Here is a 17,244-nt window from a genome sequence, read left to right on the forward strand (position 1 = left end):
ATCGGCAGGTTTCTGGTTCGAGTCCAGATGGGGGAGCGTAGAGGCCCCGTCACCTTCTGGTGACGGGGCCTTTCCCGTCTCCAGCCAAGTCAGATCGACGCCGGTAGCCATCGCCCACGCCATCACGACAGCGCGCTTCGGTGTGACCGTTCCCTGCTCGGCGCGCTGCACGGTTGCCACGCCGACGCCGATCTCAGTAGCGAGCTCGCGTTGCGTGATGCCCCTCACCTCCCGCGCCATCACAAGCCGATGCCTGACGAGTTGTGCGGGAATGATGCCCCGCCGGAGTGCCTGAGTCATATCGCCATCATATGTGCGCAGATGAGATTTAGACACACTACGTGGCAGGTTGTTGACAGAGTGATTCAAAGCAATCACTCTGGGGCTCATGAATCGTACGTGTGTCACTTCGGGCGAAGATGGCCTAGAAATCACGACGTCGACGGCCGCGCGGATCCTCGGCGTGACCACGGGCACGGTCAACCGCTGGTCTCGCTCCGGCTACCTGCCCTACCTCCAGCGCGGCGAACGCGGCCAAGGCCGTAGCCGGTGGCTGTACGACCGGGCCGCCGTTGAGCGCCTGGCCGCCGAACGGCGCGCGGCGTTCGCGACTCTGGGCAAGGTTGCCGCGTGACGGCCCGCGCGCAGGCAATTGCGTGGACGGTCGTCCTCGGCGCCAGCTGGCCCGCGCTCATCTGGATTGGGTTGGAGCTGAGCGCATGACCGCTCCGTACGATCCCCATCTGATCGACCCGTGCCGGTATGACGTCGTGGTTCTGGCCGACGCCGCCAACCGCATCGTTGATGTGAGCGTTCGAGAGGGCTCGCCGCTGTCCCGCGCGGACGTGGCGAAGCTGCTCCGCTCCGTTGCCGACGAACTCGACGAGATCCCGCCGCCCGCGTCCGGAGTGTTTCGGTGATCGCGCAGCGTGCCCGCCGCATCGACCGGCCCGAATCGTTGGCCGGTCTGTTGGTTGACCTCGGCCGCGTCCTGGCCCTCATCCTCACGGCCTGGCTGATCCTGGCGGTGTTCTTGCCATGATCCGCCGTTCTGAGCCGCTGCCCCGCTGCCCCGAGTGCGGGCGCCCCTTCCATCCCCGAACCCGCGTTCCGCGGCTGCCATCGGGTGATGTGTGGCGCTGCCGGGAATGCCGCGGCGGCAGCGTAGACGCCCGCACGCGCCCGGTGTCGATCCCTGGGCGCGTGCGGGTCTCCACTTCGGGCGGTGATGCCGCCTAGACACCCGCTCGAGGCTCCACGGCGCTATCTGGCAAGTCCGCCGTAAACCGACTGCCCCGGTGTGTGCCCACTCAACTAATCCCGCGAGGAACCGGCCCGCGGCTCTACCGACTCCCCTGATCAGGGTGGACGTAGGGACATACCGAAAGCCTTGTGCCCCAAAGGGACACGGGGCCAGAGGCGTTGGGGACGCATGCGGTGGGCGGAAAACTGGGAGGCCGGGCGCTGGGAGGCGACCCAACGCTCCGGAATATCTCCACCTTCCACCGGAATATCTACGGCGGCAACGAATCTCAGCCCCGGCCACTCTCCCTGATCACCGAATGAACTGGAACGTGTTCCACCAATGAAGTGAGGACTGATGGACCTGGAAGACACCAACGTGTGCCGCGTGTGCTTCGGCCCGATCGCCTACCGACGCAGGATGAACGGCGAGTGGCTGCCACTGGACTGCACGCCCGACCCGTTCGGCACGGTGCGCGTCCAGGGTGACCGCGCTGTCATCCTGATCGGCGTCGACCTGATCGAGGCGAAGCGGCGCGGTATCACCCGCTACCGGCTGCACCGGCCGTCCGGAGGATGCCCGCCCTGGATCCCCGGCGCGGTGATGTCATGAGCTGGCCCGAACCCCCGTGCGGGTGCCGCGTCACCGACCGTTGCCCATCGTGCGGAGTGTGCAGCGACTGCTACGGGTGTGACTGCCCGCCCACGATCGACGCCGCCCTCGCGTACATCACCGACCCGGTTCGGGCAGTCGGGCGCGCCCGCAAAGCACCGGCTAGCAACGCCCGGATCCGACGCCTGGATGTGAGGCCGGCCGGAGGCCCGCCGCCCCACGTCGGCCCGCCGCCGGTCACCATCGTCCCCGTCGAACCGGTCGCACCACCCGACGAGTCCAAATGAGCTGGGGCGGCCGTGGAGCGCAGGAACTGGTACGCCTCACCCTCGAAACGTATGGGGTGCGGTGCCACCTCTGCGGCCGTCTCGGCGCCAACAGTGCCGACCACGTGATCCCACGCAGCAGGAACGGCAGCGACGCGCTCGCCAATCTCCGCCCTGCACACCGTCGATGCAACAGCGCGCGCCAAGACATGCCACTCGACGAATGGTTCCGCCGTCACCCGATCCGCGCGCAAACGCTCGCGCCGTCTCGGCGGTGGTGACTTTGACCGCGACCGCGCCGGACGTCCCGCGCCCTCCTTCCATTTTTTCGAGGCGATACCCATACCGGGGGTGGGTACATTTCAGTCATCTAGACCAGAACGCAAGGTGAGGAGTCGAACCGATGCCCAGACCAGACCCGCGCGCCCCCAAGGACGGGCAGGCCGACTTGTTCGGCGGCGCCCTCGTGCCGGTGGCCGGACCGCTGACCCCCGGCGAGACGACCGCCCGCGTCGATGCCGCCCTGGCCGCCGCCGACCTGCCGCCCGAAGCCGATGCCCTGGCCGCGTTCCTGCACGACGCGGCGGTCTGCTCCGACGCGTTCAAGGCCCGCGGCTTGCCCTACGGCCTGGCCAAGCTGCTGCCCGGCGTCACCGAAGCCGTCGACGCGCTCGAGCTGTCCCCGCGCGCCCAGCGCGACGGCGCGGCCCGGTCCTCCGACGTGTTCCGCGAACTACTCGATGCGATGGGAGCCAGTGACGATGCCGACACCCAGACACCACACTGAGGCCACGCCCGGCGCCCGGTCCTACGTCGGCGCCATCGGCAAGCTCGCCGTAGGGCTCGGCCGTCCCCTGATCCCGTGGCAACACGACGCCGTGCGCGTGGCCACCGAGCTCGACGGCGACCGGTTCCGGTACCCGCTGGTCCTGGTCACCGTGCCCCGACAGTCCGGAAAAACCGTTGTGTCGCTGGGTGTTTCGCTACACCGGGCCATCCACCTCACCGGCGGCCGTATCTGGTACACCGCACAGTCGGGGATCAAGGCGCGCGAGCAGCTGACGGAGATGATCGAGCACGCCGAACGCACGGCGCTGGCGCCGATGCTGTCGTGCAAACGCGGCGCCGGAGACACCCGCATCGACGTGCCGATGACCGGCGGCCGGATCAAGGCGCACCCGCCGACCGGGAACTACCTGCACGGAAATCAGTCCGACCTCAACGTCATTGACGAGGGCTGGGACCTCAAGGAACCCGACGCCATCGCGCTCATGGGCGCGATCGTGCCCACCCAGCTCACCCGGTCCAACCCGCAAACGTGGATCGTGTCCACCGAAGGCACCGCGGATTCTGTGTGGTTCCACGGCCTGATCGACGCGGCCCGCGCCGACGCGCTGCCCGGCGCGTGCCTGGTCGACTACGGCATCGGCCCCGGCGTCGACTCCGAAGATATCGACGCCGTCGCCGCGGCTCATCCCGCGGTCGGCCACACCTGCACCGTCGACGACATCCGCGCGGCGCGGCCGTCGCTGTCCGCTGGCGAGTTCGCCCGCGCCTACGGCAACCGGCGTACCGGCGCGGCCGATCGCCTGATCTCCGTCGACCGGTGGAACGACGCGCAGACCACCGCGTCGATTCCGGCGGGTGCGCGTCCCGCGTTCGGTGTGGCGGTGTCGATCGACCGCGACGAAACCGCCATCGTCGCCGCGGCGCCGGTCGACGGCGTGCCGGTCCTCGAGCTGGTCGACGTCCGCCCCGGCTGGCGCTGGGCCATCGACCGCGTGCCGCAGCTGGCCGCCGCGCACCTGCACCACGGTGTTGCGATCGACCGGCACGGCCCGTCCGGCGCGCTCGCCGACGAACTCGACGTGGCCGGTGTCGAACTGGCCAAGATCGGCACCCGCGAAGTGTGCGCCGCCGCCGCGCAGCTGGTCGACGGCATCGACCCGCCCGAAGGCGCCCCGGCCATCGTGCACGTGCGCACCGACGCCGCGTTCGACGCCGCCGCCGAGATTCTCGCCAAACGGCCGGTCGGTGACGCGTTCGCGCTGTCGCGGCGCACGCTCGGCAGCATCGCGCCGATGGAGGCCGCATCGCTGGCGCTGTATGCGCTGCTGCACCAGGACGGCGAAGAGACCGCGCCGGAAGTGTGGTTCGGATGAAGCCGCCGCCGCAGTTCCGCACGGACTCGACGGCTTACGGCACCGTGAGCGTGTGCGCGTGCGGGTGGCGCTACGCCGGAGCGTCCCACGCCGAGAACGCCCGCGCCTGCCGCGCCCACGTGTTCACCGCCCACGCCGACGACAAGACCGCCAAGAAACGCGCCAGCGCCAACGCCGCGGCACGCTCGGCGTAACCGGACCGCATCCGCTCGCCGGCCTCGCTCCGGAGCGAGGCCGGCGAAAGCATCCACGCAGGTCAACGCTCCGAGTGCACTTATCGGCAGCGACTCGGAAACGGACCGCGCCCCGGCGTGGCGCTTCGCGAGAGTTGGCAAGGTCCGAACGATAAGTGCATGGGCATCCTGTCGTCACTCCGCGCGGTCCGGTCTCTGCCGGACCTGGTCGCGTCCTCGACGCCGTACGCCCCGCAGCGCGTCGAAGTCTCCTCCCCGTGGTCCGCGTATCCGTCGCACCTGAATCAGGTTGTCTGGCCCGACCTGGTCGGGCTGGAGAACGTGTTGCCGATGACGCGGCTGGAAGCGATGGCCGTTCCCGCGGTCGCCCGCGCCCGCCGCATCATCTGCGGCGCGATCGCCGGAATGTCGCTGCACGTGCTCCGCGGCGACGACGTATTACCGCAGCAGCCGACCTGGCTGGACCGCACCGACGGCGCCATGAGCCCGTATCACCGGATGCTGTGGACCGTCGACGACCTCATGTTCTGGGGCTGGTCGCTGTGGGCGCTCACCCGCGCCGCCGATGGCGCCGTGCTAACGGCCGACCGACTCCCTTGGGACCGTTGGGATTTCGACACCGTTGGCCGAATCGTCGTTGACGGCGAGTTGGTCGCGGACTCGTCGGTGTGCCTGATCCCCGGCGTCGACGAGGGCATCCTGTGGAACGGCAAGAACGCCATTCGCCACGCCGCGCGGCTGCTCGCCGCTGCCGACAAGGCAGCGACCACGCCATCGGCACAGACCGAGTTGCACCAGACCAACGACGCCCCGATGACCAAAGAGGCCCGCGCGGATCTGATCGCCGATTGGGTCGCGGCGCGGCGCGGCGAAAACGGCGGCGTCGCGATGACGCCGAAGAGTATCGAGGTTCGCGAGCTGGGCGCGGCGAACGAACACCTGTTGATCGACGGCCGCAACGCCGCCGCGGTCGACGTGGCCCGCACTGTCGGCGTGCCCGCGGTGATGATCGACGCATCCCCGAACAGTGCATCGCTGACGTACTCGACGACTGAGAGCCGCAATCAGGAGTTGGTCGATTACGGCCTGGCGCCGTACATGTCGGCCATCTCCGCGCGGCTCGGCATGGACGACATGTGCCCACGCGGCCAACGCGTCCAGTTCGACGCAGAGAACTTCGTCGGCCCCGGCGCCCGTGCCGTCGCGCCGCCCGACGACGGCGGGCCGACCCCCACCCGGCCCGCAGCACCCGCGCCCGGCGACACCGCCCCCGTGCCGCCGGGCGCGGCACCCCAACCGCAGGAGAACCCCCGATGACCTCATACAACGGATGGCCGTTCATCGGCACCGGCGAACTGGTCCGCGCACTGGTCCCCGGCACCCGCGATGTCCGCATCGAAATCCGCGCCGGTGACGTCGCCACTGTGCTCAACGCATGGGCTTCGTTGTGGCACAAGCGAATTCGGCCTATCGACACGTTCAAGCCGCGCGACTACTGGGGTTGGTCGGCCACCAACGACCACCCCACGAGCTGCCACCTGTCCGGGACCGCGGTCGACCTCAACGCCTCGACACTGCACTTCCGGGCGCACACGATGCCCCATCACCAGCGCGCCGAAGTACACCGGATGCTCGACGAGTTCCGCGGCGTCCTCGCGTGGGGTGGCGACTGGGATTCGCCGGTCGACGAGATGCACACCGAAATCGCTGTGCGGCCCGGTGATCCGCGCTTGGCGCAGCTCGCCGCCGATCTGTCCGCCGGATACCTCGGCGTCTATCAGGAGGAACCCACCGTGTCCGAACCCGTCTACAAATCGAAGGTGCCCGGCAGCAACTACGCCGCGCCGCTGGCCGATTTCGTCCTCGAGATCGACCGCAAGATCGAGGAACTGCACCGGTCGACACTGCCCGCCGTGCTCGACCGGCTGACCGACATCGAAACCAAGATCGACGAGCAGGGGGCGGCCCGGTGATGTGGTTCGCAATCCTCGCGTTCGCGGTCGCCTGCACGGCGCTGATCTCGGTCGGTGCGGTCGCGTGGCTGCTGATCTCGGTCACCAACGCCATGCAGGCCCGCGCCGTCACCGGCGGCGCTCACCGGGAGCTGACGAGGCAATGACCGATGCCCAGCCGACGCAGTGCGCGCACCCCGGCCGGGCCGCGACCCGGTCGACGGCGGCAACGCTGGTCGGACTGGGCCCACTGGTCCCGCTACTGGTCTCCCACCTCGGGCAGACCTGGGCCGCGGTCGTCATCGCCGCCGCGCTTGCCGGAAATGCCGTTGTCACAAGAGTTTTGGCGATTCCGGAGGTAGACCAGTGGCTCAGCCACGCCATGCCGCTGCTCGCCGCCACCAATGACCCCGGCCGACACCGGAGAGACGCACGATGAACAAACTCACCACCACCCCCGCCGCGGCGGACCTGTCCGCGGATTCGGCCGGGCGCACCATCACCGGCGCCGTGCTGCCCTACGGGGTGACCGGACGCACCTCGGCCGGACCGGTCACCGTCGCCGCCGGTGCCGTTCAGATTCCGGCCGACCTCAAGCGGGTGAAGCTGTTCCGCGATCACTCCAACGCGGGCGGTACCCCGGTCGGCTACGCCACCGCCGCCCACGACGCGGGCGGCGCGCTCACGATGTCGTTTCGCGTCGGCCCCGGCGCAGACGGAGACCAGGCGCTCGCCGACGCCGCGGGCGGTGTCCGTGACGCGCTCTCGGTCGAACTGGTCAATGTCCAGCTGTCGCCGGACCGACGCACCGTGACCAGTGCTCAGCTGTCCGCCGTCGCGCTGGTCCCTATCCCCGCGTTCGATGACGCCCGCGTCACCGACGTGACCGCCTCACACCAGGAGAACGCCATGCCCCCCGAGATCGAAACCACGACCGCACCGGCCGACGTAACCGGACCGGCACCGGCGGTACCGGGTTCGCCGGCGACCGCTCCGGCCCCGGTCATCGCCCCGGCGACCCCGGCCGAAAACGGACCGGAGATCACCGCAGCCGCGGCGCCGGTCGGTCTGCCGACCACCACCGCACCGCGGCCGATGTCGATGGACAACGTGCTGGACACTCTGCAAGCCGCCCGCCGCGGGGACCTGACCATCACCGCGGCCCTGGCCGACATCACCCGATCGGCCAACCCGTGGGTGTCCCCGGATGGCTGGGTGGGTGAGCTGTGGGACGGCGTGGCCTACCAGCGCGAAATCGTGCCGCTGCTCACCAATCGGCCACTGTCGCACTGGAAGGTCACCGGGTGGCGCTGGGTCACCAGGCCGACCGTCGCGACCTACGCGGGCAACAAGACCGAGATTCCGACGAACCCCGTTGCGACCGAGTTGGTTTCGACGGAAGCGGAACGGCTCGCCGGTGGTCACGACATCGACCGCAAGTTCTGGGATTTCAACGACCACGAGTTCATCCGGTCCTACTGGGCCGCGATGGCCGAAAGCTACGCGGTCGTGTCCGACCATAAGGCCGCCACGTTCGTCACCACCAACGCGGCCCCGGTGATGGAGTCCGACGGGGTGACCCCGGAATCGGCGCCGTCGCTGCTCGAGGCGGTCGCACTCGGCATCCACGCAATCAAGTACGGCCCGCGCCGTGCAACCGCCACGTTCGCACTGGTCAACCCCGGCGACTACCTCGACCTGATGAAGGTGACAGACCTCGACGTGCCCGCGTGGCTCGAGCTGTTCAGCTTCACCCCGTCGCGGCTGACCCCGTCGAACCTGGTCCCCGCGGGCAAGGTGATCGTAGGCGCCAAGCCTGCCGCGACCTGGTACGAACTGGGAGGCTCGCCGATCCGTGTGGAGGCGGTCGACCTGGCCCGCGGCGGCCGTGACGCCGCGGTGTTCGGCTACTTCGCCACGCTGCTCAACGACGACGGCGCGCTGGTGTCGGTCAACTACACCCCGACCCCGTGAGGTAGGCGACCGTGACCGCACCTATCCCCGCCGCCTGCACCGTCCCCGCGGTCAAGGCACACCTACGGGTCACCGACACCGCCGACGACGACCTGATCACCGATGTCGTCGGCGCCGTGAATGCGCTTGTGGCGCTGTGGTTCGGCACCGCAGCGATTGCCGCAGGCGGGTGGCCCGCGAATCAGGAACAGGGCGCGGTCATGCTCGCCGCACGGGTCTACCGGCGTCGCAACTCGCCCAGCGGTGTGGAGTCGCTGGGCGAGCTGGGCCCGGTCTACGTCTCGCGCAACGATCCCGATATCGCCGCGCTGCTCGGGCTCGGCGCCTACGAACGGCCCACGGTCGGATGAGCACCCCGCTGCCCGTGCTGCTGGACGAACTGGTCGACCTGATCGACGAGGCCGGATTGCGCGTCACGATCGACCCGCGCAACGTCAACCCGCCCGCGGTCTGGATCTCCCCGCGCCAGATCACCCACGACATCCTCGCCGGTGGCACCGTCACCGTCGATCTGTGGCTGATCGCCCCCGACAACGGCACCCCGGCCGCGCTGAAAGTCCTGTCGGAAATGCTCGATGTCGTGCTGTCGGTCGTCGATCCGGACGCGCCGACCTCGCTGGCCGAATCGCTGGCGCTCCCCGATACCCCGGCCCCGCTCCCCGCGTTCCGGGTCACCACCGAACTCGAAACCTGCTAGGAGGCAACAGAAATGCCTGTCAAGAGCTACAAAATGGGACCGGGCACCCTCACCCTCGGCCCGGTCGGTACCGCGCTGGACATCTCGTGCCAGATCACCAACGCCGTCCTGGAACCGGAGTTCGACGCTGACGACGATCTGCCCACGCTGTGCGGTGACACCCTGCCCGGCGAACAGAAAACGTCGTGGAAGCTGACCGGCACCGCGATTCAGGACCTGGCTGACGGCGGCGTCGTCGATTGGACCTGGACCAACGCGGGCAGCACACAGCCGTTCTCGTTCACCCCCTCGACCGCGGCGGGTACCGCGTTCACCGGCTCGATTGTGGTCCGGCCGCTTTCGGTCGGCGGTGATGTGAAGACCAAGCCGACAAGCGATTTCGAATTCCCGGTCGTCGGCGACCCGGTGATGACGACCACGCCATGATCGGCGTGCACATCTACGGAGACCGGCAGCTCGCCGCCACCCTCGACGCCGCGGCGTCGCGGATGGGTGAGCTGTCGGCCCCGGCCCGCGCCGCCGCCGCCTCGACCCTGGCGGCGGCGCGCGGACTCGCACCGCGGCGCACCGGCCGCCTGTCGGCGTCGCTGACGGTCGGCGTGTGGGGACCGAAAACCGCCGCCGTCACCTCCGCCCTGCCCTACGCCGGAGTCATCCACTGGGGCTGGCCCGCTCGCGCCATCTCCGCCCGCCCGTTCGTCACCGTGGCCGCGCAATCGTCGGAACCGGCGTGGGTCTCACGCTACGAACGCCACGTCACCCGCACTCTCGACACTGTGAAAGGCATTTAGTCACATGGCAATTCAGCGCACCTATGTATCGGTCGGCATGGTCGACGGCACCGAGTACGAGAACCTGCCCACCACCGTGGCCGACGAAATGCTGTACGCCAGCACCCGCCGCCGCCACAAGTGGGAGCCGATGCAGGACGACATCACCACCTACAAGAACTTCCTGGGGTTCGCCGTGCTGCGGCGCCTCGGCCACTACGCCGGATCGTTCGACGAGTTCGGCAACGACGTGGCCGTGGTCGTCCTCGAGGAGGCCGAACCGGTGGACCCTACGAACCGGGCACCGTCGAACGCCTGATCGTCGAACTGGCGGTCGCGACGAATTGCACTGTCGCGCAATGGCTTGCCGAATCTGACGAGGTGATCGCTACCGCGGTGCAAGTGCTCCACGACCAGGCCGAAGAGGCCAAGCGCAGGAGGTAGGAACGTTGGCGAGTACGGCAATCCTCGCGGTGCGGATCACCGGCGACGGGTCCGGCGCACAGTCGGCCATGCGCCGGACCGCCGACGCCGCACGCCGCATGTCCTCGGCGGTCGTCACCGCCGGAACCGCGGCGCTGTTCGTCGCCCGCAACATCTCGACCATTTCCACCGTCGCCCAATACGGCGGCGTCGCCCTGGCGCTGCTGGCGCGCAAGGCCATCGCCTCATCGGCGGCGCTCAAGTTCGCCGCCGGTGCGGCCGGGTCGCTGGCCGCCAAGGCGCGCACCGTGGCCGCGGCGCTGTTCGCGATCCTGCCCGGCCCGGTCCGCGCCGCACTGCTGAAACTCGCGCTGGCCATGCGGGTCACCGGGCAGGCCGCGGCGAAGGCCGCCCGCGATATCGCCCGGCTCGCCTCGGCCATCATGGTGCTGCGCGCGGTCGCGTCCGGCGTGGGCGCGGTCCTGAATCTGTACAAGGCACTGGGGCGGCTGGTCCTGGCCGCGGTGCCGCTGCTGGGCATCCTGTCGGCACTGGGTACCACCGCGGTCGCGGCCGGTGCCGCGATCGGTGCGGCGCTGGGCGCCGGTCTGGCCGGTGCCATCGGCACGCTCGCCCCGGCGCTGCTCGTGCTGAAAATGGGGATGAAAGGTCTGTCGGACGCCGCCGGGGAGTTCAACAAGCAATTCAAGGACGCAGACATCGCGTTCAACAAGATGATCGGCGAACGCATGGCGCCGTTCCTGCTCGCCATGCGGTCACTGAAACAGGCTGTGACAGACAGCTTTTCGACGGCGCTGGTGCCAGCGTTCGGCACGCTCGGCGGGCTGCTCGGCACGCTGCAACCGCAGCTGGCCGGGCTCGCCACCGAACTCGGGACGATGTTCTCAGGGATCGCCGCCAAGCTGCCGACCGGCGCGCTTCAGACGATGATCGCGAACTCGCGGTCGTTCATCGCCGCGATCGGCCCCGGCGTGGCCAACCTGACGGCCGGACTGACGACGTTCGGCGCGACCGCCTCGACCGTGTTCGCCCGCATCGGCCCCGCGGTCGGCGGGTTCCTCGACAACATCGCCGCCAAGCTCGCCGCGATCACCCCCGAGCAGATCGAACGCGTCTTCTCCACGATCGGGCAGACGCTGTCCAACATCGGGAACGTGCTCGGCCCCGTCCTCGGGCTGATGGGCCAGCTGGGCCCGATCGTCTCGCAGTCGATGGCCCCAGCCTTCACCGCGGTCGGCGCTGCCGTCCAACAGGCGACACCCGGAATAGCCAACATGGCCAGCGTCGTGTTTCCCGCGCTCGCGCAGGTGATACAGAATCTCGCCCCCATCGTCCCGGCGCTGGTGTCGGCCTTCACTCCGTGGGTGACCGTGCTCGCCGCCGTCGCGCCGCTGCTCGCCTCGATGGCCGTGGCCCTTGCCCCGATGGCGCCCACGCTGCTGGCCATCGCGCTCGGCGCCAAGATCGCCCTTGCCGCGCAGGCCGCCTACAACACCGTGATGCTGCTCTACAGCAACGCGGGCAAGATCGCGACGGCGGTGCAATGGGCCTGGAACGTCGCCATGTCGGCGAACCCGATCGGCCTGATAATCCTGGCCGTCGTCGCACTGATCGCGGTAATCGTCCTGATCGCCACCAAAACGACATGGTTCCAGACGATCTGGAAAGCGATGTCGGCCGCTGCCGTTGCTGCCTGGAATTGGATTAAAGACGCTGCCGTCGCGGTGTGGCAATTCATCGTGGCCGCGGTGCAAACGTACATTGCGATTGTGTCGGCGGTTATTTCCGGCGTGGTCTCCGCGATCGTCGGATATTGGAATCTGATTTCGGCGGTGTGGTCGGCGGTGTGGAATGCCATTTCGGCTGTGGTGTCGGCGGTAATCGGCGCCGTCGTTTCGGTGGTGTCCGGCGCCATCGACAACGTGATTGCCACGTTCGAGACTTTCCGGTCGATCGGCGAATCTGTGTGGAATGCGATTCGCGGCGCTATCGACCTGGTGGGCGGCGCGATCAATACGATTATCGGATTCGTACAGAACCTGATAAACGCGCTGTCGAATATCCGGTTCCCGTCCCCGCCGGGGTGGCTGTCGGACATGTTCGGTTCGGCCGCGGTGCCGCAGCTGGTCGGCGTCCCGCCCGCAGCCGGCCTTTTCCGGTTCCTGCCGCCCTCGCCGATGGGCTTCGCGGCCGGGTACCCCGAGCTCACCGCCGCCGCGCCGTCGCCATCACTGGGCGCGGTCATCGGTGGCGGGTCGCAACCGATCTACGTCACGAACGTGAGCGTGAACGTCACCGGCGCGATTGACCCGCAGGCCACCGCGCAGCAGATCAAGAACATTCTGACCGGCCGTGACCGCACCGTCGGCGCTGCCGCCGCGGTCGACCTGAGGCTCGGTGCCTGATGGCGTTCGATCCGAAACCGTGGGTAGAGGTCGACGGCGACCGTATCCGGTGCGACGGCGCCGCCGTCGGGTTCGCCCCGGTCGTCCTCGACGGGTTCGAAATCACTTGGGGCCGTGACGATTACATGGCACACAGCCGCCCGGGTACCGTCGCGTTCTCGATCGTCGACCGAACGCGCACGTGGGCGGATCGGATCTCGGCGCGTACCGTCCTCGGCCGTCGGGTGACCATCGGGTGGTCTGCCGACGGCGTGGCCGACCAGGTCTGTTTCCGCGGCCGGGTCACCGCCGCCACCGCCCGGCCCACCGATCGCCCCGGGCAATGGGTAATTGCGTTCACCGCGGCCGGTCGTGATGCCGACCTCGGCAACATCCTGGCCGCCCCGGAAACATGGCCGCGCGAAACGATGATCGTGCGCGCGAACCGAATTGCCGACATGGCGGCACCGGCCGAAATCGACGAATTCTATTTCTTCCCGGGCAGCGTGAATATCCAGTGCTGGCCGCTCGACGTCGGCGGGCGCGATCTGCGGCGCCTCACCGAAGAGTTCTACTATTCGATGGGTGACACGTTCTCCTACATTCCCGATCAGAATGTGTGCCGCCATTTGTTCCGCCGCGCGTACGCGGTCGGCGTGTATTTCACCCACATAGCCGGGGATGCCATCTACCTATTTCCGTCCTCGACGCAATACGACGGCGTCACATACCACGGAATCGCGCTACCGGGCGCGCAGACCACCACCGACGACCCGGCACTGTCCGCGGGGCCGAACTCGGTGGTGACCCGGTGTGAGGTTACATGGAAGGACAACACGGCCGGGTTCAACGACTGGACAACCGTGGTCGAAATTCCATCCGGCGACGCGAACGGACGCCGCACGCTCACGTTCGATTCCTGGATCGACGACGGCGTCCATATCGACCCGATGATCGCCGCAGTGCTGGCCCGCGCCGAACACGAGGGCGCCTCACCGCGGCACCCACCGGTCACCCTCGATACCCGATACACCGGCGGTGGCTTCCTGTCCGTCGCGCAGGCCCGCGCGCTCACCCTCGCCGGGGAGACGCAGGCCGCGGCGTACGTGTCCGGGTCGCAGTTCGCCGCGTGGACCCCGGCGCACCACCCGGTGTTCGCCATCATCGGCGGGACCATCGGCCACGTCGACGGGCGCTGGCGCATCACCTGCCGCCTGTCGACGATCTGGCGCACCAACGCCGTAACGCCGATGCGCTGGAACCAGCTGGTGTCGTGGATGTGGTGGCAGCGGCCCGACGACTTCAAGCTGGCCCGTTCGATCACCTGGAACGACTTTCGCTACTTCGACGACCCGACCGTCTACAACCCCGCGTGAGGTGCCGACATGCCCGCCTACACCCCCAAATACCAGATCCCCTACCCGCTGCCGACCGAACCGATTGCCGACGGCGCCGCCACCATCGGCGCGCTCGCCGGACGCGTCGACGACGTCCTGAACGCACTCAGCGTCCCGCCCGCCTCGAGCCTGCCCGCCGCGGCGGTGTCGCGGTCCTCGGCGGTCAGCGTCGCCAACGCCGCCGACGCGGTGGTGTCCTGGAACGCCACCGATTGGGACACGTTGCCCGGCGGGCAGATTCAGGCCAACGCGACCGGGCTCACGGTCCGCGCGCCCGGCCTGTACCTGGTCGAAGCAATGTGGCCGTGGGCAGCCAACGCCAACGGGCGCCGCGCGTTGAAAGTCACCCTGAACAACACCGGCTCGGCCGGGACCGTGCTCGCCCGCGCCGAGTCCGCGAACAGCTGGGACAACATCGGTCAGGTATCCGGGGTGCTCAACCTCGCCGCGGGCAACGTGCTGCGGCTGCTGGTCACCCAGGACAGCGGCGGCGCGCTAAACGGTGGCGGGACGATGTGGGGCGGCGCCGTGCGCGGCCGGTTCAAAATGACCTACCTCCGCGCCGCGCCGTAAGCGGACCGCACGCGCTCGCCGGCCTCGCTGCGGAGCAAGGCCGGCGAGCACGTTTCACAAGGTCACAGAGCCCAGTCCGTTTATCGGCACCGGACCGTAAGCGGACCGCTACGTGTCGGCGCGCCCGCCGAGTTCCCCGATTTCGCGCGTGCGCTCTTGCTGGGCGCGCACCGCTTCGCGCTCCTCTGGCGTCAGTTCACGCAGCGTCTCGGCGTGATTGCCGACGAACGCCTTGTGCGCTGCGTCGAAGTACGGTTCGTTGTCCGACTGGGACATGGTTAGACCTCCGGGAATTCGGTTATCGGGCCGGTGTGACGCATGAGCCATTCGAGTAGCAGTTCTGCGCGCACGGGGTCGCGGGCGAGCACGCCGAACCCGCCGCCAAGGATTCCGTCTGTCCACTGCCCCGACCATCGGCCGATGGCAGCGTCGCCGGTGTGACCGAGGACGAAGTACAGCGAGCCGTGTTCGTGGCGGTCGACCTCCACCGCGCGGTACGTGCCCGCCAATGACGTGCCGTAGAGCTGCTGGTCTGAATTCCAGCCGTAGTCGCCGGTTGCTCGGAAGTTGACGAACTCGCCCGCGTGCGTCGCCTCGAGCTCGTGAGTGTTGATGTTCGGCTGACCGCGACGGCTGGTCTGCCACACCGCGTTCCACTTGCCCGACATGTCCAACCCGATCGGCATCATGCCCAGAAGTTGGCCGACCGAGAAGTCCAGCGCCTTCGCGATGGACACCAGGAGATCGGACGGCGGGGACGTCTGTGTCTCCCAGCGCTTCACCTGAGTTTCGTTGGTGCCAAGGGCCCTTGCCAGTGCTGCCCTGCTGATCTTCAGCGCCGTGCGCCTGGCGTACATGTTCCCGCCGATGCTGGTCATGTCCTGTTTTCCTGTCCCTCCGTTGGACGAATCTGTCCGTACAACAGTGTCCAGAGGGTACCCCCGATTGTCTGTCCAACACAGCGTGTCTCGTGCTTCACTGTCCAACAGGGGGACAGAATCGTCCCGACAATATTGACCCTCTAGGGGACACGATGGGCGGACGTTGGCGGTTCGTGTGGGGCCGCAGCTGGATCGAACGTGAAGCCGTGAGAGAGGCGGACAGGATCATGCGAGACGCAACACGGGCCGACGCCGAAACCATGCAGCGCGTAGTTGACGGGCTACGCGAGCAGGACCGGGACCGGTCGAACTCGACGCAGGCCGAAGTAGACGCCGTCATCCGTAGGTGGATGGACGCTCACCCGAACGGGTTGCGCGCGATCGGCGATTGACCGCGCCCCGTTCACAGAGGAACCCCCACTACCGTTGCGGTAGTGGGGGTTCCTGTGTGTGCGGCCTACGCGATCCGGCCGACAGCGACAACCGTCCGGCGTAGCGCCTCATCCGGCACCCGGACATACCGCCGCGTGGTCACCGGTGACGCGTGACCCAGCAACGCCTGAACGACCAGGATGTCCCGGTCGACGCTGTAGGCCAGCGTGCCGAACCGGTGCCGGAGCGTGTGCATGGTCCACACGCCCGGCATCAACCGGCCGATGAGCTTGCCCACCCAATCCGCCGACAGGTGCCCGCCGTCGTTGCCCGGGAACGCGTACCCGTAGGGCAGCGCCCGCAGCTCCGCGGCGAGCGTGTCAGGCAACGGGATGACCCTTTCCTTGCCACCCTTGCCGTGCACGATGAGCGACCAACCATCGAGCGCCTGAATCAGGTCATTGCTGTGGACGCGGGATACCTCGCCCCGACGCATCCCGCATTCCGCTGCGAGCCGCAGCATGAGCCGTTCCCGTGGATCGGCCCGCGCCAGCGCTTCGGCGTAGATCTGTTCGGGTGCGGGCCGCGCGACCGGATCGGCTTCGCGCACCCGTGGCAGCCGATCGGCCGGGTTGAACTCAGTTCTCCCGGAGTCGACACCCCACCGGTAGAAGTGCAGCGCGGACGACCGGAAGCAACGGCGGGTTTCGATCTTCCATTCCTGCCGCCCGGCCCACTGCACCAGTGCATCCGGGGCAACTTGCCACGGACCGACTTCGCCCCCGACTCCGTGGGCGAGCCCACGGATATGCGAAAGCCGCGTTGTCCGAGTGGATTTCGGTGCTCCACCCGCACACAACGCGGCTTGCCAGTCGATGACTTCGCTCACCCACCCATCAGGAATTCTGCGTAACGTTCTGGTCATTCGCTCAGGGTGGGGCAACCACCCGGCGAACCATTCCGTACGCCAGGTTTGTTTTCACCTACGTGTCGCCAACCTTGCTGTGCTGCGTCCCACCCCAGCGACGCCCGGATGTAGGCCAGCTCGAACGTCTGGCGCGCGCGCCGGTCGTCGGGGTGCTCCGCCGCCGCCTGCCGGTGTGCATCGCCCAGGATCTTCGCCAGCGCCTCACGCGAGAGCGAATCACGGTCACCGTAAGTGAAAAGGGTCACATCCAATGCGGTGCTCATGCTGCCTCCACCTGCCGCATAGGCAGGATGCCCGGCGAGCGCCGCCGCAGATCTTCCAACGCTGTGACCTGCGCCGATGCGAACTTGCCCCTTTTATCGGCAGGTTTCTGGTTCGAGTCCAGATGGGGGAGC

The 17,244-nt window shown here is 68.4% G+C and carries 27 protein-coding genes; 22 read left to right on the forward strand and 5 right to left on the reverse strand.

Annotation, left to right across the window (positions count from 1 at the left end; all coding sequences use genetic code 11):
- Positions 1–300: helix-turn-helix domain-containing protein (locus ACFWF2_RS30080; protein ID WP_379310844.1), on the reverse strand; the 300-nt coding region annotated here is incomplete at its 3' end.
- A gap of 88 nt (positions 301–388) precedes the next feature.
- On the opposite strand from ACFWF2_RS30080, the gene ACFWF2_RS30085 reads away from it, so the two are divergent.
- The 21 genes from ACFWF2_RS30085 to ACFWF2_RS30185 all read left to right on the forward strand — a co-directional run bounded on the left by ACFWF2_RS30085 (position 389) and on the right by ACFWF2_RS30185 (position 14,668).
- Positions 389–634: a helix-turn-helix domain-containing protein gene (locus tag ACFWF2_RS30085; protein WP_379310845.1), complete on the forward strand. Its 246-nt coding sequence runs from the start codon at positions 389–391 to the stop codon at positions 632–634.
- 85 nt (positions 635–719) lie between these two features.
- Complete coding sequence (locus ACFWF2_RS30090) at positions 720–920, forward strand: hypothetical protein (protein ID WP_379310846.1); 201 nt, start codon at positions 720–722, stop codon at positions 918–920.
- Positions 917–1,042, forward strand: coding sequence for a hypothetical protein (locus ACFWF2_RS30095; protein WP_379310847.1), 126 nt, complete (start codon positions 917–919; stop codon positions 1,040–1,042). The genes ACFWF2_RS30090 and ACFWF2_RS30095 overlap by 4 nt, the downstream gene beginning before the upstream one ends.
- Before the next feature lie 558 nt (positions 1,043–1,600).
- Entirely contained in the window at positions 1,601–1,855 is a 255-nt protein-coding gene (locus tag ACFWF2_RS30100) for a hypothetical protein (RefSeq protein ID WP_379310849.1), read from the forward strand.
- Between the two features lie 283 nt (positions 1,856–2,138).
- Positions 2,139–2,402, forward strand: a complete 264-nt coding sequence (locus ACFWF2_RS30105) for an HNH endonuclease (RefSeq protein ID WP_379310850.1) — start codon at positions 2,139–2,141, stop codon at positions 2,400–2,402.
- Between the two features lie 122 nt (positions 2,403–2,524).
- Complete coding sequence (locus ACFWF2_RS30110) at positions 2,525–2,908, forward strand: hypothetical protein (protein WP_379310851.1); 384 nt, start codon at positions 2,525–2,527, stop codon at positions 2,906–2,908.
- Positions 2,883–4,283, forward strand: a complete 1,401-nt coding sequence (locus tag ACFWF2_RS30115) for a terminase (RefSeq protein WP_379310852.1) — start codon at positions 2,883–2,885, stop codon at positions 4,281–4,283. The genes ACFWF2_RS30110 and ACFWF2_RS30115 overlap by 26 nt, the downstream gene beginning before the upstream one ends.
- Complete coding sequence (locus ACFWF2_RS30120; RefSeq protein WP_379310854.1) at positions 4,280–4,477, forward strand: hypothetical protein; 198 nt, start codon at positions 4,280–4,282, stop codon at positions 4,475–4,477. Before ACFWF2_RS30115 ends, ACFWF2_RS30120 begins: the two co-directional genes overlap by 4 nt.
- 159 nt (positions 4,478–4,636) lie before the next feature.
- Positions 4,637–5,794, forward strand: coding sequence for a phage portal protein (locus ACFWF2_RS30125; RefSeq protein WP_379310855.1), 1,158 nt, complete (start codon positions 4,637–4,639; stop codon positions 5,792–5,794).
- Positions 5,791–6,450 carry a M15 family metallopeptidase gene (locus ACFWF2_RS30130; protein ID WP_379310856.1) on the forward strand — a complete coding sequence of 220 codons (660 nt, stop codon included), beginning with the start codon at positions 5,791–5,793 and terminating at the stop codon, positions 6,448–6,450. The genes ACFWF2_RS30125 and ACFWF2_RS30130 overlap by 4 nt, the downstream gene beginning before the upstream one ends.
- Positions 6,447–6,596, forward strand: coding sequence for a hypothetical protein (locus tag ACFWF2_RS30135; protein WP_379310857.1), 150 nt, complete (start codon positions 6,447–6,449; stop codon positions 6,594–6,596). The genes ACFWF2_RS30130 and ACFWF2_RS30135 overlap by 4 nt, the downstream gene beginning before the upstream one ends.
- The gene (locus ACFWF2_RS30140; RefSeq protein ID WP_379310858.1) at positions 6,593–6,868 is read left to right on the forward strand and encodes a hypothetical protein; all 276 of its coding nucleotides are present in this window, start codon (positions 6,593–6,595) and stop codon (positions 6,866–6,868) included. The genes ACFWF2_RS30135 and ACFWF2_RS30140 overlap by 4 nt, the downstream gene beginning before the upstream one ends.
- Complete coding sequence (locus tag ACFWF2_RS30145; protein ID WP_379310859.1) at positions 6,865–8,403, forward strand: hypothetical protein; 1,539 nt, start codon at positions 6,865–6,867, stop codon at positions 8,401–8,403. Before ACFWF2_RS30140 ends, ACFWF2_RS30145 begins: the two co-directional genes overlap by 4 nt.
- 11 nt (positions 8,404–8,414) lie before the next feature.
- A complete protein-coding gene (locus ACFWF2_RS30150) occupies positions 8,415–8,753 on the forward strand; it encodes a head-tail connector protein (protein WP_379310860.1) in 339 nt (112 codons plus the stop codon).
- Complete coding sequence (locus ACFWF2_RS30155; RefSeq protein WP_379310861.1) at positions 8,750–9,100, forward strand: hypothetical protein; 351 nt, start codon at positions 8,750–8,752, stop codon at positions 9,098–9,100. The genes ACFWF2_RS30150 and ACFWF2_RS30155 overlap by 4 nt, the downstream gene beginning before the upstream one ends.
- A 12-nt stretch (positions 9,101–9,112) precedes the next feature.
- Positions 9,113–9,526, forward strand: coding sequence for a hypothetical protein (locus tag ACFWF2_RS30160; protein WP_379310862.1), 414 nt, complete (start codon positions 9,113–9,115; stop codon positions 9,524–9,526).
- A complete protein-coding gene (locus ACFWF2_RS30165; protein WP_379310863.1) occupies positions 9,523–9,891 on the forward strand; it encodes a hypothetical protein in 369 nt (122 codons plus the stop codon). Before ACFWF2_RS30160 ends, ACFWF2_RS30165 begins: the two co-directional genes overlap by 4 nt.
- Before the next feature lie 4 nt (positions 9,892–9,895).
- Entirely contained in the window at positions 9,896–10,189 is a 294-nt protein-coding gene (locus ACFWF2_RS30170) for a hypothetical protein (protein ID WP_379310864.1), read from the forward strand.
- Positions 10,190–10,319: 130 nt separating this feature from the next.
- Positions 10,320–12,719: a hypothetical protein gene (locus ACFWF2_RS30175; RefSeq protein ID WP_379310865.1), complete on the forward strand. Its 2,400-nt coding sequence runs from the start codon at positions 10,320–10,322 to the stop codon at positions 12,717–12,719.
- The gene (locus ACFWF2_RS30180) at positions 12,719–14,074 is read left to right on the forward strand and encodes a hypothetical protein (RefSeq protein ID WP_379310867.1); all 1,356 of its coding nucleotides are present in this window, start codon (positions 12,719–12,721) and stop codon (positions 14,072–14,074) included. The genes ACFWF2_RS30175 and ACFWF2_RS30180 overlap by 1 nt, the downstream gene beginning before the upstream one ends.
- A 9-nt stretch (positions 14,075–14,083) precedes the next feature.
- On the forward strand, positions 14,084–14,668 hold the full coding sequence (locus ACFWF2_RS30185) for a hypothetical protein (RefSeq protein WP_379310868.1): 585 nt from the start codon (positions 14,084–14,086) through the stop codon (positions 14,666–14,668).
- 108 nt (positions 14,669–14,776) lie between these two features.
- Here ACFWF2_RS30185 and ACFWF2_RS30190 read toward each other — a convergent pair whose 3' ends face one another.
- Entirely contained in the window at positions 14,777–14,944 is a 168-nt protein-coding gene (locus tag ACFWF2_RS30190; RefSeq protein WP_379310869.1) for a hypothetical protein, read from the reverse strand.
- Between the two features lie 2 nt (positions 14,945–14,946).
- Complete coding sequence (locus ACFWF2_RS30195; RefSeq protein WP_379310870.1) at positions 14,947–15,546, reverse strand: helix-turn-helix domain-containing protein; 600 nt, start codon at positions 15,544–15,546, stop codon at positions 14,947–14,949.
- A gap of 230 nt (positions 15,547–15,776) precedes the next feature.
- Here ACFWF2_RS30195 and ACFWF2_RS30200 point away from each other — a divergent pair, with 230 nt between their 5' ends.
- Positions 15,777–15,941 carry a hypothetical protein gene (locus ACFWF2_RS30200; RefSeq protein WP_379310871.1) on the forward strand — a complete coding sequence of 55 codons (165 nt, stop codon included), beginning with the start codon at positions 15,777–15,779 and terminating at the stop codon, positions 15,939–15,941.
- A gap of 65 nt (positions 15,942–16,006) precedes the next feature.
- Here ACFWF2_RS30200 and ACFWF2_RS30205 read toward each other — a convergent pair whose 3' ends face one another.
- The gene (locus ACFWF2_RS30205) at positions 16,007–16,663 is read right to left on the reverse strand and encodes a tyrosine-type recombinase/integrase (RefSeq protein ID WP_379310872.1); all 657 of its coding nucleotides are present in this window, start codon (positions 16,661–16,663) and stop codon (positions 16,007–16,009) included.
- 179 nt (positions 16,664–16,842) lie between these two features.
- A complete protein-coding gene (locus tag ACFWF2_RS30210; protein WP_379310873.1) occupies positions 16,843–17,112 on the reverse strand; it encodes a hypothetical protein in 270 nt (89 codons plus the stop codon).
- Positions 17,113–17,244 lie beyond the last annotated feature (132 nt).

It is taken from the genome of Nocardia sp. NPDC060259, assembly GCF_042728775.1.
GTDB lineage: Bacteria > Actinomycetota > Actinomycetes > Mycobacteriales > Mycobacteriaceae > Nocardia.

What these genes read in the sequence shown, in the direction of transcription:
- ACFWF2_RS30140 (WP_379310858.1), top strand. Translation starts at nt 6,593, where the DNA reads ATGACCGATGCCCAGCCGACGCAGTGCGCGCACCCCGGCCGGGCCGCG.
- ACFWF2_RS30145 (WP_379310859.1), top strand. Translation starts at nt 6,865, where the DNA reads ATGAACAAACTCACCACCACCCCCGCCGCGGCGGACCTGTCCGCGGAT.
- ACFWF2_RS30110 (WP_379310851.1), top strand. Translation starts at nt 2,525, where the DNA reads ATGCCCAGACCAGACCCGCGCGCCCCCAAGGACGGGCAGGCCGACTTG.
- ACFWF2_RS30115 (WP_379310852.1), top strand. Translation starts at nt 2,883, where the DNA reads ATGCCGACACCCAGACACCACACTGAGGCCACGCCCGGCGCCCGGTCC.
- ACFWF2_RS30100 (WP_379310849.1), top strand. Translation starts at nt 1,601, where the DNA reads ATGGACCTGGAAGACACCAACGTGTGCCGCGTGTGCTTCGGCCCGATC.
- ACFWF2_RS30195 (WP_379310870.1), bottom strand. Translation starts at nt 15,546, where the DNA reads ATGACCAGCATCGGCGGGAACATGTACGCCAGGCGCACGGCGCTGAAG.
- ACFWF2_RS30120 (WP_379310854.1), top strand. Translation starts at nt 4,280, where the DNA reads ATGAAGCCGCCGCCGCAGTTCCGCACGGACTCGACGGCTTACGGCACC.
- ACFWF2_RS30085 (WP_379310845.1), top strand. Translation starts at nt 389, where the DNA reads ATGAATCGTACGTGTGTCACTTCGGGCGAAGATGGCCTAGAAATCACG.
- ACFWF2_RS30180 (WP_379310867.1), top strand. Translation starts at nt 12,719, where the DNA reads ATGGCGTTCGATCCGAAACCGTGGGTAGAGGTCGACGGCGACCGTATC.
- ACFWF2_RS30105 (WP_379310850.1), top strand. Translation starts at nt 2,139, where the DNA reads ATGAGCTGGGGCGGCCGTGGAGCGCAGGAACTGGTACGCCTCACCCTC.
- ACFWF2_RS30090 (WP_379310846.1), top strand. Translation starts at nt 720, where the DNA reads ATGACCGCTCCGTACGATCCCCATCTGATCGACCCGTGCCGGTATGAC.
- ACFWF2_RS30165 (WP_379310863.1), top strand. Translation starts at nt 9,523, where the DNA reads ATGATCGGCGTGCACATCTACGGAGACCGGCAGCTCGCCGCCACCCTC.
- ACFWF2_RS30155 (WP_379310861.1), top strand. Translation starts at nt 8,750, where the DNA reads ATGAGCACCCCGCTGCCCGTGCTGCTGGACGAACTGGTCGACCTGATC.
- ACFWF2_RS30125 (WP_379310855.1), top strand. Translation starts at nt 4,637, where the DNA reads ATGGGCATCCTGTCGTCACTCCGCGCGGTCCGGTCTCTGCCGGACCTG.
- ACFWF2_RS30200 (WP_379310871.1), top strand. Translation starts at nt 15,777, where the DNA reads ATGCGAGACGCAACACGGGCCGACGCCGAAACCATGCAGCGCGTAGTT.
- ACFWF2_RS30185 (WP_379310868.1), top strand. Translation starts at nt 14,084, where the DNA reads ATGCCCGCCTACACCCCCAAATACCAGATCCCCTACCCGCTGCCGACC.
- ACFWF2_RS30130 (WP_379310856.1), top strand. Translation starts at nt 5,791, where the DNA reads ATGACCTCATACAACGGATGGCCGTTCATCGGCACCGGCGAACTGGTC.
- ACFWF2_RS30170 (WP_379310864.1), top strand. Translation starts at nt 9,896, where the DNA reads ATGGCAATTCAGCGCACCTATGTATCGGTCGGCATGGTCGACGGCACC.
- ACFWF2_RS30190 (WP_379310869.1), bottom strand. Translation starts at nt 14,944, where the DNA reads ATGTCCCAGTCGGACAACGAACCGTACTTCGACGCAGCGCACAAGGCG.
- ACFWF2_RS30210 (WP_379310873.1), bottom strand. Translation starts at nt 17,112, where the DNA reads ATGAGCACCGCATTGGATGTGACCCTTTTCACTTACGGTGACCGTGAT.
- ACFWF2_RS30160 (WP_379310862.1), top strand. Translation starts at nt 9,113, where the DNA reads ATGCCTGTCAAGAGCTACAAAATGGGACCGGGCACCCTCACCCTCGGC.